Raw genomic sequence first — 13308 nt, 5'->3', positions numbered from 1 at the left:
TTCTTTCTTTAAATCATAGGAAAGGATGGCGTTTTTGTATGTCTATTTCTGTATCTGATGAATTACTACTATTTGCTCAAGAAATTCAAAGGTTCTTATCCCAAAATATCTTACGAGATCTTGCTAGAGATATTGGTTTTGTGCACCGAACCAGTCAGTACCAAGCAAAAGATTTAGTCGCTTTATGTGAATGGATGAGCCAAAATGTCGCTACTACTTCTTTAATTCAGTTATCTAGCTGTTTAGAAACATCAACGAAGCTAAAGTACAGTAGACTATGACGGCGTGTATAAAGGACGAGCTTCACATTATGAAGAACAACGCAAAATTGCGTTCGCTTCAACTACTTCGTAAATCACGAGAGGGTAGCTCAAATTTGAGCATACCTTTCTATTAGACGGATATGTTATACTACTTCGTTGGAATATGGAACATTTTGAAATGGTAATGTTACCAATAGCGTTGCCAGACTCAAAACAACGCACCCTTTTTTATGTTGTACTACAAAACAAGCGAACTCAACCAATTGATGCTCAATTCGATTAATCATAAAAAAAGAGATACCTCGTAATGAAGATATCTCATAAAATAAAACACTCTATTTTTTAGTGATAGCACATAAATCACATTAAATATATTTATATTAAAAGTCCCAAATAAAAAGTAGTAAGTATAACTAACTTGCAGTTTTTTTAAATCGTACAAATCACTGGTAATTTGTACATACTTTCGAAACTCTATTTAGAATGGTATGAATGATTAGCAGCAATTGATATAATTGCATTAGAAGCAATTAGGAGGATTATTAGTGGAGAAGTTAAAAGTACTATTTCAAAACACTTTATATATAGCGTACCCTCTACTTACTGGAGTTGAGGGGAGTGAAAGAGTTTTAAATAAATGGCAACAATTCTATCAAGATGTAGAAAAAGATCTACAGAAGATATACAACTCATCTTATTCATCACAGACTTTCGAAAGGTTAGTGAAATGGGTTTCTAAAAAAGAAGCTCTGGGATTATCAGCGATAGACATTCTTCCAAAATTAGATAATTATAAGGAAGAAATTTTTGAATGTCTAAAAGACGATTTATATATAGAATTTGGGATTAAACTGCCTGTTGTCGCGAAAGAGTTAGCTTTAGATCCAGAGAACAAGAGTGATTATATAGAAAGAAGTAATGCAGGATTTATGTACCATTTATCAGATACCATTGCTAAGAATAAGTTTACAGATGACCAAGATAAGAATGTTCGTATTGCTCAATTGCAAGATAAACAAAATAGCCTAGTGGTAGTCTCTTCACATGATGATGGTGATATGAAGTTACAAAGAGAAGAGCTAAAAAGATGGAATACATTAATTGATTCTACATTTTTAACTCGAGTAATGGATGATTTAACGGCTGATTGTCTTGATATTGTAACTGAACTATGGGTAAAGAGTGCGGAAAATGATAAGACTATTGTGCCTGTACATTACGAACAAATATTAGATATGTGTAATATGAAGCAAATCAAAAATGGTAAGGCTTATTATCGAAAAGAAGACAGATTAAAGATTATGGAGCGTTTAGCTGCCCTTGCCAGTATTTTTATTTATGTAAATGAAGATAATGAGATCGTCATATTAAATGAAGAGGACCCAAATGAAACTTTAGCTTATAAAAAGCAAAGAATTAGAAGGCTATTTGTAATGGATGAAATTATCATTGCAAAAGATATTGATACGGATAAAACATTGGGAATAGAGAGTATGAATGTAACACCAGGTAGCTTTTTATCAAAATATCTATATGGTTCTGAGAAACTAACAGGTTTATTATCTAAGAAAGCACTAGAGTATAACAGCAAGCAACAAAGATATCACAAAAGATTAACCAGATATCTAAGTTGGCGTATTCAACAATCATATCAACATCTAACTCATTCATATAGTATCGGTGGCCCTAAAGGACTATTACAAGTTATGGAGATAAGTATGAATAGAAAACCAAGTCTAATAAGACAAGTTTTCGAGAAGACGTTAGATGATCTTATGAGGGACCAAGTTATTAAGGAATGGAAGTACTCTCCTGAAATTGATGAAGAGAAGTGTAAGGGGAAAAACTGGTTTGAGAATTATTGGTTAAAATTAAAAGTAATTATTTCTCCTACAAATGAGCTTGTTAAATTACAACAAGAGTTGATTACTAAGAAAAGTAAGCAGCAGGCACCATTGGTCATTGAGATGGAAGAACAGCCACCAGTAATTGAAGAGAAGTCAATAAGCATACCAAATCAAGAAATACCTAATAGTATTGAGTTCTATATTGAAAAGATGAACACATATAAAGAGAAGAATAATAAGAGTATACGTGAATTAGCAAAAGAAATAGATATTTCATATTCAACACTTTCAAGGATGTTATCTGGTAAAAGAAAAAGATTAAATGATGATACGAAAAATAAGCTAGATAAGTGGATAGAAAGACAAGAGGTAGTTAATCTGCTGTAAACGATGGTTTAAAAATAAATATAAACAACAGGACTTAATCAAAGTAATGATGGATATTACCCCAAACAAATATATCCTGTGCAAAAAAGATCAGCCTCAGCTGCTGTAGTAGCTATATCTAATAGAATAATAATTGGTGATGCTCTAACCCACCAGTTCTTACTTCTGCGCCGAGGGTTAAGAAATTAGAGCAGATTATAATTGAAATAGCTTCAAACATTAACCATACCAATTCCATGCAACAACTGTAAATATTAAATTTTGATGGATAATTACATAGACTAATAAAAAAGAAGAACGTTTCCCCTCACTGCAAGGCGTTCTTCTTTTTTTCTTTTATTACTCGTCTTCAAAATTGCGTAAGCTATCCAGCAATTCTGTAAAAGATACCAAACAGGATATATTGCCTCTCCTATATTCTCTTCCTCATGATCCCAAAATACAATTGTTGGTGATTCAAGATTGTTCCGATAATTGAAGCATAGAAGATTGCCGAATGGATCTCTAGCAAAAGGATATACCTTATTTACTAATCTATCTTTTACAACTTTATAGTATATTTATCTTCTACATGAAGAGGTAAGAGGTCACTGAATACATTTTCATCTTGTCCTGGTATATCAAATACTTTTGGATTAGGATATCCACCGTCATATTGCTTCATCTGTAACTGGTGTTTTACTCATAAAGGACCATGTAATATTATTCATTTTTGACACTCCTTATTTATCGCTATCTTTTCCAAAAATTCTATATCCACCTATATGGCCTGTATCGTAATGAATCTGATAATCTACAAGTTTCATTCTTACAATATCTTGATGGTGATGCCATGTGTAATGCTTTGGTGTTTCACACCTTCACATTTTTTGGGAAGGTGTCTTCTGTCGGAAAACGATAAATAAGTTTAAGTGCGTTATTTAAAATTTCTTCCGATGCATATATACCAATTTCCTTTATTTTCAAAATATGAGGTGAAAAGTTATTTTGTTTTGTCACAAGTTCACCATGAAGAGGTGCAAATGCGTGATTTGCTTCTTCTAGCATGCATAAATCAAGCAAAGAATCCCCAGCTGTAATCACAGTATTTTCCTGGAGGTTTTCTTTTAAGTATTGAATGGAATCCCATTTATTTACTGGTTTAGGTAAAAAATATAATTTTTTACCTTGTAATGAGTAGGTCCAGCCTTGTTCGTCTAACCAAATGGTGAAAAAGGCTAGTTCTTCATTAGGAATATGTTCACGCTTGATGATGCAATAGTGAAATAAGTGATCTGCTGTTTTTTGTGAAATGACCCAGCTTTTATGAGAAATTCGTTGGAACTCTTTTAGGACAGCTTCTTTTTCCAAGCATTCTGATGAAAGTTTCTTTTGTATCTTTTCCTTCCAGACGAAATCTTCTTTACCGTTATGAAGAATATTACCACCATTACTTGTAATAGCATATTCTGGAATGACCTCAGTTTGAAATAGAGTAATACGCTGAAACTGTTCTACTGTTCTTGTTGTGACAGGAATGAATTGAGCTCGTAATTGTAACTTTTGTAATAGTGAGATGGCCTTATGTGTTATAAAAGAGACTTCTTTACCATCCAATGTCTCGACGAGCCGAATCTGTTCTTCTTCTATATTCGTGTGAAATGATTTGCGAGAATAAATGAGCGTTTGATCTAGATCGCTTGCGAAAATCATGACGGCTTCCTCTCAAGAGGTTTAATTAATCCACAGCATGAGTACGTCATATCCTTATAAATTTCTACTGGAATGTTTTTTTCTTTAGCAAGAAGTAAGGAATGTATTAAATCTGGATTGTTTTTTTCGCGGATTAAAATTTTCCAGGGTACTCGCCTTAGTAAGACGCGCGTTGTTTCGCCAATCCCTGGTTTAATTAAGTTTATATTTTCAATTTCAAAGTCCTTTTGTATCGATGCTATATCTTGTAGTCCTTGCCAAGAAGGTTCTGTATATGTCGAAATAACATGCTCTAGTTTTTTTTTGATATCAGAACTGGTAGAAGAAAATAATGCTGTGACTTCTTCAATAAAGAAATTAGACAAATCTTCCTTTTCTAGTTCTTTATAATATTTGACACCGTGGAAGTCTTTGGGTCCAATGTAAGCATCGTTTAAAACTGTTCGACTAACTAACCCTGATACGGTAGCATTTAAACATGCGCTTGGAATAAGAAAGTCTTCCCGTGTTCCATAAATAGAAGTACAGTAACCTGGATCAGCAAGTACAGCTATACAGTCTGAAATACACACATGATTTTTTTCATTAAATTCATGTATAGTCTGTTGTAATTCCTTTGTGATTGCCCCTTTTCCACTCCAACCATCAATAAATTGAATTTCTTGATTAGGATGCTGTTGCATGATGTAATGGAGGGCATTTTCATCAATGCCACGTCCACGAATTATTGAAATACAATAATGTGGTAAGTCAAGATTATATTGATAGAGAATGTATCTTTTTATTAATATACCGATTGGTGTACCGGCTCGTGCTAGTGAAACGAGAACAAGATTTTCTCCTCTTTTCTTGATAATTTGTTCAGCTACTACACCAGTTATAATTGCCAATCTACGCTTGTTTTGCTCGAGTGAAGCAAAGAATAAATCCATATATGACTGGGAGGGTGTATATTCTATGGGAAGCATTTCAGAATAATGTGTACCAGATTGAATTGCCTGTTCTCTTTCTTCTGTTGAGCTTTCTTTTATAACATCACTAATATCTTTTAATAGAAAAATGGCATCTTCTGCGCTATAGCTACCAATACTCTTTATTGTTTTTATTTTGGTCATATTTCTTCACCTCCGCTTTCTACTAAGCTCTTAAATGAAACGATATGAATGAGCGGAATGACTTTTTGTAATTGTGTAAGAAGGGGATGTAACGTATTCTTCTGTAAATCACGCTCTATAAAAAGGAAGACTTCATCATAGTTACCAGGTTTGATATTATAAAAATAATTGATAATGTCATCGTCTTCAGGACTCTTATAAGCAAAGCGATTATGAATAGCATACTGTGCGTCATTGTTATCAAGATGAATAGGGCTGCGTGTTGTGGATTGGTAGCAAACGTTGGGACCCATTTCAGCGGCAATACGCATGGGAATATACATAAATTCACCAGTACCTAAGCATAGTGTACATGTACCTTTTCTTTTTTTTTGTAACTCATTACCAATTTTTCTAGCAAAAGAGTGGATATGTTCTTGTTCATTGGTTGAAAGCCCAAAACGTCCTGTATATTTTATATAGTGTACATCATGTTCTATCGATGTATAAGGTAAAGTAGGGCATGAAATGATATGTTTTTCTAATTTAAATTCTATCAATCCATTAACATTTTCATCATGTGGAGCGCTGGTGGCAATGGGATTTCCAGTTACTTCGAGCGAACCACTTAATAGGTAAATAACATGAATTTTTATATCGAGTTCTTTTTCAAGTTCTGTAAACTGGTTTCGATTTACCTCGGAACGCCAATCTAGTAAAGAAGCAACCGTATACTCTTTTCTTGGAAACTTTTCTTGAATAGACCTAATGATATTAAGAGCGGTTTTTCCTGTTGTTATTTCATCATCCACGAGGACGATTTGGTGTTTGTTTTGAAAGTAACGTTTATCCACATAACAGCGATGTGAAGTTGCATGAGAATGTTCTTCCTCAAATATAATAACTGGATCTATTTGGAAAATTTTTTCCCTTGTTGTATGGATATATTTCGCATTTTGGAAACATTGGAACATAGCGTGTCCTAATGCGGTAGCTGTTTCGGCAAAGCCGATAAATAGAACCTCTTCTTCTAAATGAAATTGATGATTTAAAATGGTTTCAAGTTCATTTTGACCATCGTCTTTAGAAGAGATTAGGCTGAAAATTTCCTTTTGAAACGGATGAATCGTGTCATGCAGAACCTCCATATATCTTGCAGCAAGTGCACATCCGCTGGCTAAAGGGACAGCTGGCAGAACAGGAAGATGTTTACCCAAAATGGTACTTACAAATAGAAATCCACGTTTCTTATTCATTCTAGCTGCCATTTGAAAGAGCTGATTCAATAATAATACATATGGATTATCTAGTACTTCTATATGGACGGTTATGTTATTTAAAATATGATACTTTTTGTTTTGATTCTGCTGTAAGGAGATCGATGAAAGTTTGTTGTTCATGTAGCACCCCGTAAATGTTAGATTTTAATAATGTTTTTCGAGCCCAGTTAAGATGTGGCTTTACTTCATTCATTTTGTTATCGAAGCTACTTTTCATAACACCGTTATATGTGTGAGCATTTTCAAAAATATCTTTTGCATCTAAATAATCTTCTAGGGATACAACGTGCATAGCTTGTACGAGCTTAATGTGAGAAGGATGAATCACTGTTTTTCCAATTAATCCATTTGCTTGATCTCGCAAAACTTCATCAATTAATCCATCCTCAAAGCGATGAAGAATTTCCTCACGCATTGTAATCCTAGTGTTTCCAACTGATTCACGAAATGGTGTTTGCTGATGCTGTGGTTTGAGTATACACTGCTTGTTTTCGAAATACTCCCATACAGGACCAGAGATAATATATTCGTTTATCGACCTAGAAAAAATATTGATAATATCAGAAATACAATCACGAATAACAGAAATATCATATATGGTCGTATGTTTATTACGACGAATGCCAAATATACCTGAAAAATCAGTAGCGCCAATGCGAACATTCAAGATGAAATCACGATAGGTGTCTAGTATTGTTTTAATTGCTAGTAATACCTCTATCCGTGTTTCTTTACATATAATTTCAGGAGATTCTAAAATGGGCATACCGTAAAGAGAAAGTGAATATGTTTCGTTTATGCATCTTAGTTCATCAATATAAGACATTCCGTTAGTAGATGTGAACTTTGGAAAGACAAAACCGCATATACAATGAATAGCACTGCCTAATTCTATTACGATATAATGCATTTGTTTTGGTTCACGAACTCTAATAAAAAGTAGTGGTATTTTTGATGGATGAATTTTATTTGTATCAACTAGGTGTGCTAATAATTGGACTTGATTGACAATATTCTGTACTGCCAATTTCACATCTCTATCATTAATAGAGTCCTCTAAACATAATACAATCGATGTTATACCTTCATGCTTTTTTCTAATAATGTCATGCGCAATGGATTCTTTTGTACCAGGTGTATATAACGTAGCACCTAATGCGTAAGCTAATTGTTCCTTTTCTACATCTTTGGTAAAGGATTTTGGCTCTTGATAGAAAAGCTTTTTCTTTTCTGCAAAGGATAAATAAGAAAAATACTCCAAATTAATCACCACCTTATTTTAAAAAGTTAGTTCAATCGTAACATTTTTTTCAATTTCTTCATTAAAAATTGGAAAAAAATGAAAAATATTTATTGAGAAAATTGGATTACAAAATAAATCAGTTCTGGTGCAAGAAACCTATAAAACTTGGATATACCAGTACTCTAATAAAGGACGTAATCAGTTTGTCCAAAAACAGAAAAACTTTAGCCATCAATTGTTTGGCCTTACAGCATAAAATACAATTCTGCTAGAAATATATACGCTACATTCTTTTTTATTTTACCTTTGAACCAAAACCAAATTAGCCAATAAAGTGATTTTTGGATAAAATAGGTACTTCTCTAAAACGGAGAGGCTTAAAGAATACTACTACAACACCTAATACAATAGTTTCTATTCCTGATAGTATTATAGTTTCTCTAATGCCAACCGAGTCACCTAGTATACCTCCTAAATAAGTTCCTAATGGAAAACTTAAGCCAGATATTAAATAGATAACTCCAAGTACTCTTCCCCTTATATCATTAGGAACTAATTTTTGTTCAAATGTAGGTGCAATAATATTATAAGGGGCATAGACTATGCCACCTATAAGCATTATCACAAATGACATGGGTATATTGGGAGAAAAACCCAATAGGATGACTGCAATTCCCCATAAAGCTATTGTGCCTCCTAAAGACATAGAGTACATAAATTTTTTGTCTAATTTCACGTATAAAAAGGCTCCTAATACTGAACCAATTGCAAAAATAGTCCATAGGGACCCTAACGTTTCAGCACCAGAATCTAATACTTTACTAACATAACCCGATAAGACGAGCTCAATTGGAGCATATGTTAAGTTAAAAAAGAATGTAATAAATGGTATAGCCATTAAAATTGGAGATGACCGTAAAAATTTAATACCTTCTTTAGTTTCTTCCCAAAATATCTGCATATTATCCTTTATACTAAGTTTTTTATTCTTCCCCTTCATTTTTACCCCTTTATGAAACAGCTCGTCAGAAATAAGATAGTAAAACCAGGAAGAAAGAAAGAAAAATAGGACAGTAATAGCTAACGTTAATGGGGTACCAAAATATGCAGTTAAGAATCCGCCTACAGCTGGTCCAATTAAATAGCCTGTTTGAATAGACATTTGTGACACTGCATTAGCTGTCTCCAATTCTTCTTTTTCAACAAATGATGGTAATATCGTTACTGTTCCTACGCTAGTAAAAACAGAAAGAATACCACTTATGAACATAATTAGCGAAATGAATTCTATTGTTAAAACACCAAACCAATATATTGAAGGAATAAGTAAAAGAAGTATCCCCCTCAAACTATTAGTCATTATCATTATTTTTCTCCGATTGTACCTATCCAATATATTTCCCACAAGGATACTGGATAAAAGCGGGGCTAAGGATGCAATAGTAATAATAATACCTGTAATATAAGTCGAGCCTGAAATTTGGTATACAAACCAACTCAATGTGACCCAAGACAACTTCTTACCTAAATCCAATAATGTACAGGCTATAACAAAACGCCTAAAATACTTGTTTTTTAAAACCTTTACATATTTATTCATATTTTTCTCCTTGTGTAGTTAGTAAATGTGTTTATTATAAAATCAATTGAGAAAATTATGTACATTATGGGTTATATCGGTTATATTTCTCAAACTTTACAATTAATTATTCAAATAGGGATCACCATACGTACCCATCAACTTAAGAACGGAAACAAAATGAACTAAAAAACTCTTAAAATATTTTTGTTTTTAAAAAGGAGGGGTATGGTACATATGATAAAACTCGAACGATTTCAGTGCCATTTGTATGGGTAGTTGATTGCATTATGTCTTATCGTAAATATAACTTATAAAGTGCGGAAGCTCATAGGGGAGAGGAAACATAAAAAAATCAGTGAATATAAGGAAACATATATTTATTTTCCAAGTTTACTCGATGTGCTGTTCACATCCTGTCGGGATATGATTCCCATTCTTGTCAGATCATTCGAACACCTGTCATAAAAATGGCATAAAAGCACATCGGTATACAAATTCATTTCAACACACCGCTAAAAAAAATAAATATGTTGAAGTCTTAATTGATTATGTCCAAATATAGAAACTTATATTTTTGTTAACTTGACGGCTTTTCATTCTCCAGGTTCTTTTTTCTTGGCGTATTTACAACTTGGAGAATGGAAAGCCTCTGTAAAAACTTTATTAGGGGAAGCTTTTTAAAAGTGTTCTTGTAATTACATTCCCACAAATGGTATATATAGTAAATTGATAATCTTAAATCTAATTATTCTTAATTTTCAATTAATATATTCTGAACTTTCAAAATAGTGTTCGGTGTAATTCTATTATTTTTTCCTTTCATTAATGAAATAAGTATCGAAGAAGAACATAGATGATTAATGGAGGGGATGAATAATATTAGAAACACGATAAATAAACAGAGCGATAGCTCTTTTTCACTTCTATACAAATACTCATACATATTACGAAATATTATAAATATAATGAATTTATTTCAGAAATATATCTTATATCGTTCTTCTTATATTGGAATAATAGTGAAAGAAGTAATAACATTTTGTTGCAGTTAATATTTAAAAAAATGGAAATGGGTTTCAATGTGACTGATTTGCAAAAGTATTTATTTTTAAGGTTAGGTATTCCAGCGAAAGAAAATGTATTATTTGAGGATTTGCCAGAGATTCTATAGCGTATGAGTAAAAATCTACCCTATGAAAATTTAGATATTATGGAAAAATCCATCAAGAATATTTCTAGAGAAAACCTCATAAATAAATTATTGCTTAAACAATGGGGCGGTTTATGTTATGAACTTAACTCTTTATTATATTACTTTTTGATGGATTGTGGATTTCAAGTATATAAAGTAGCTGGAACTATATATGATTTAAAAGATAATAAATGGAAACCGGATGATAGTCATGTAATTATAATTATGATCTATAAAAATCAACAATATATAATTGACAGTGGATTTGCCTCACATCTTCCGTTATATCCTGTTTCTTTTAATGGAAAAACTATTTCTTCCCAAACCGGAAAATATCGAATACGTAAACGAGATACCTCAAAGGGAACGTTTGTACTAGAAATGAAAAAAGGAATGGATGGAGAAACGGCTGATTTTTTAGGGTCCGAACCTACAAATGCATGGAAAGTTGGTTATGCATTTACTTTAGAGAAAATAAATGAAGCAAAAGTAAATAAAATACAAAAAATTATCTTAGAACATAAAGACTCTCCTTTCAATAAGGAGCATATTATATGTAAACTAACAAATACAGGTCAGATATCACTTACTAAAAAAAGTTTCACAGAAACCCACAATGGTAAAAAATCAAAAAAATTTATAGATAAAAATGAATATGAGCAAATTCTTATAGAGGAATTCGGCATAAAACAAGAAAGCCAGCTGTTATGAGGTTTATAAAGGACAAGAAGTCAAATTTGACTCTTGTCCTTTTGTATGTGAGTAATGATACATTTAATCATCATTATTACAACTGAATTAACAAATATTTTTAATTACGCCAGATATCTTATTAACAAGCATACTAGTAATAATAAAATCTATTATAAATATATATCTTATATATTTATAAAATAAAGATATAACTTTTATAGGTTATCAAAAATAGGGAAAAGGCTTACTCCCACAAAGGGGGATTTGATGTTAGAGCGTAAAAAATCATAAATCGTAGAAAATGTATGCGTAGGTTCAATGATTATGAGACTTTCAATTCTACAAAAAAGCAGAAAGAAAATCATGTGTTTCTACATGAAATCGGAAAGGAATTGATACAAATCACATTATATTTATTCAATCCTGTAAACAGGGCGCATTTTCATTATTTTGGTAAATGGAATGGTATTCATCGAAGAAATATCCACAATTTATTCAGATAAAGCTGCTATTTGTTAACATTACTCAGTATTTATACATAACTCACATTTTTATTGATGATTTTTATTAGATAAATATAACGACACTAGTAAATACAATGATTTTAGGGAAATAATATTCACATTCGATCCGATTTGTCCTCATATCCACTGTTTTTATAATTTTTCTTCTGATTTTTTGTAGGTATTTTGGGATAGGTTTTATTAAGTTAGAAGAATACTCCCTACCGTTATGTGGAGAGTTATGTATTGGTAGAAGAGGATTTGTATAGATGTGCATAAAAAAAGACTCCATTTTACATGAAGTCCTTCTGATTTTGTATTTATAAATAGAGTAGTAGAAAAGGGGGGTAATAAAACAAACACGAATAGCCCTCCACTTTCGATTTTTTCAAAAATAGAGAGCTCGTTACTATTATTTTATTTCCATTGCGGTTAGCACCTGATCTGGAGCTGTTATTGTTACACCAGCACGTACTAAACGTTCGAAGGTACGCATAAACTCTAGTAAATTAAACTGTTTTGGTAGCTCAATCACACGCAGTTGTTCTTGCGGTAGTTTATCAATTGCTTCAATAAACCATTCACGTACATCACTTGGAATTGTGCGTTCTTTATGGCCACGAACTTTTAGTTTTTCACGCATTTCAATTTCTAGAGCGATATATGCATGGAGATTCACTCCCTGATCATATGCATATTTCCTAAATAACGTTTCTTCCTGGTATTTTAGATAATTACGATGAGAAGATTCTTCTGTTACTGGTACTGCAAACTTCTGTTTCAATAATGCATGCACATTTTTGAACATCTTTTTAATGTTACGAAGAGAGTACATGGAATAATGTAGGCCGAAATTAAAGATAGCTTGTTCACGGTCACTATTTCTCTCTTTTGGTATATGCTGCGCAATAAGAGGATAGATACCTTCTTTTGCTGCTGTATCAAGAATTTGATATTGAGATGTTTGGTGCAATAGTTTCTTCAATGTATATACAATTTTCGTTGGATATCCTTCTTTTCGATCAACCATGTCACGAAGCCCACGAATGACACTGCGAATTTGACGATGACAAGTATGCTTCAATACATGAATGAATTTATTCATGTCTGCAGATAGTTCACCGATATTCATCTCTTGTAGAACTGCTTCGATAAATTTCGCTTTTCGAGCATAGGTAGCTTTTGGTGTAAATGGATCCCTATGTTGTTCTTCTCCAGCTTCTTTCGAACATAAGAAGTCTGAATGGATAGACAGATATAATGTCGTATATCGTTTTGTATGCTTTACACCTTTTTGCATTTTACAAATTTTGAATAGGGGATTCCCCGTACATGGTAATGAAGTTGTTAATTCTTCGATAACCGCATGAATTTGGTGCGGATATTTTTTATGTAAGAAACGATACATCCCACCAAAGTGAGTTTTGTTTCCTCTTTCATCCTGCTTGTCCAAAGAACGCTTTAATGTTGTTTCCGTATGTTGTTGCATAGCGATGTCTAAGAATAGTTTCTTAGCTGCTACAGATAGCTTA

Annotated in this window: 7 protein-coding genes and 5 pseudogenes; 4 read left to right on the top strand and 8 right to left on the bottom strand. The window is 32.5% G+C overall.

Translation table 11 applies throughout. The features are described 5' to 3' along the window. Positions 1–38: 38 nt before the first annotated feature. Together CER22_RS29435 and CER22_RS29430 are read left to right on the top strand one after the other, a co-directional pair. A pseudogene (locus tag CER22_RS29435) lies at positions 39–272 on the top strand (IS4 family transposase); the annotation flags it as partial. A 536-nt stretch (positions 273–808) separates the two neighbouring features. Beyond that, positions 809–2497 carry a helix-turn-helix domain-containing protein gene (locus CER22_RS29430; RefSeq protein WP_088610309.1) on the top strand — a complete coding sequence of 563 codons (1689 nt, stop codon included), beginning with the start codon at positions 809–811 and terminating at the stop codon, positions 2495–2497. A gap of 339 nt (positions 2498–2836) precedes the next feature. Here CER22_RS29430 and CER22_RS29420 read toward each other — a convergent pair. The 7 genes and pseudogenes from CER22_RS29420 to CER22_RS29390 form a co-directional block, all read right to left on the bottom strand. Beyond that, positions 2837–3207 (bottom strand): annotated as a pseudogene (locus tag CER22_RS29420) (SMI1/KNR4 family protein). A 12-nt stretch (positions 3208–3219) separates the two neighbouring features. Continuing rightward, a pseudogene (locus CER22_RS29415) lies at positions 3220–3351 on the bottom strand (HNH endonuclease); the annotation flags it as partial. Continuing rightward, on the bottom strand, positions 3350–4189 hold the full coding sequence (locus CER22_RS29410) for an HAD family hydrolase (protein WP_088610307.1): 840 nt from the start codon (positions 4187–4189) through the stop codon (positions 3350–3352). The pseudogene CER22_RS29415 and the gene CER22_RS29410, both read right to left, overlap by 2 nt. Beyond that, positions 4186–5304: a cysteine protease StiP family protein gene (locus tag CER22_RS29405; protein ID WP_088610306.1), complete on the bottom strand. Its 1119-nt coding sequence runs from the start codon at positions 5302–5304 to the stop codon at positions 4186–4188. Before CER22_RS29405 ends, CER22_RS29410 begins: the two co-directional genes overlap by 4 nt. Continuing rightward, positions 5301–6683, bottom strand: a complete 1383-nt coding sequence (locus tag CER22_RS29400) for a phosphoribosyltransferase family protein (protein WP_088610305.1) — start codon at positions 6681–6683, stop codon at positions 5301–5303. Before CER22_RS29400 ends, CER22_RS29405 begins: the two co-directional genes overlap by 4 nt. Continuing rightward, positions 6616–7824 (bottom strand): HpcH/HpaI aldolase/citrate lyase family protein, encoded by a 1209-nt coding sequence (locus CER22_RS29395; RefSeq protein WP_088610304.1) that lies wholly within the window; start codon positions 7822–7824, stop codon positions 6616–6618. Before CER22_RS29395 ends, CER22_RS29400 begins: the two co-directional genes overlap by 68 nt. Positions 7825–8128: 304 nt before the next feature. Next, positions 8129–9406 (bottom strand): MFS transporter, encoded by a 1278-nt coding sequence (locus tag CER22_RS29390; protein ID WP_088610303.1) that lies wholly within the window; start codon positions 9404–9406, stop codon positions 8129–8131. Between the two features lie 210 nt (positions 9407–9616). Between CER22_RS29390 and CER22_RS29385 the strand changes: the two are divergent. After that, a pseudogene (locus CER22_RS29385) lies at positions 9617–9864 on the top strand (IS4 family transposase); the annotation flags it as partial. Between the two features lie 593 nt (positions 9865–10457). Continuing rightward, positions 10458–11291 (top strand): annotated as a pseudogene (locus CER22_RS29380) (arylamine N-acetyltransferase family protein). 897 nt (positions 11292–12188) lie between these two features. On the opposite strand, the gene CER22_RS29370 reads toward CER22_RS29380, so the two are convergent. Continuing rightward, positions 12189–13308, bottom strand: a 1120-nt coding sequence (locus CER22_RS29370) for a hypothetical protein (RefSeq protein WP_088610301.1), incomplete at its 5' end; no start/stop codon positions are given.

This window comes from Bacillus sp. K2I17 (assembly GCF_002209985.1).
GTDB classification, from domain to species: Bacteria; Bacillota; Bacilli; order Bacillales; family Bacillaceae_G; genus Bacillus_A; species Bacillus_A wiedmannii.
The sequence above is the reverse complement of the archived record's forward strand: the minus strand, read 5'-3'. Positions and strand labels throughout refer to the sequence as shown.

Coding starts and splice junctions, on each gene's coding strand:
- CER22_RS29410 (WP_088610307.1), bottom strand. CDS start 4,189: ATGATTTTCGCAAGCGATCTAGATCAAACGCTCATTTATTCTCGCAAA.
- CER22_RS29405 (WP_088610306.1), bottom strand. CDS start 5,304: ATGACCAAAATAAAAACAATAAAGAGTATTGGTAGCTATAGCGCAGAA.
- CER22_RS29400 (WP_088610305.1), bottom strand. CDS start 6,683: ATGAACAACAAACTTTCATCGATCTCCTTACAGCAGAATCAAAACAAA.
- CER22_RS29390 (WP_088610303.1), bottom strand. CDS start 9,406: ATGAATAAATATGTAAAGGTTTTAAAAAACAAGTATTTTAGGCGTTTT.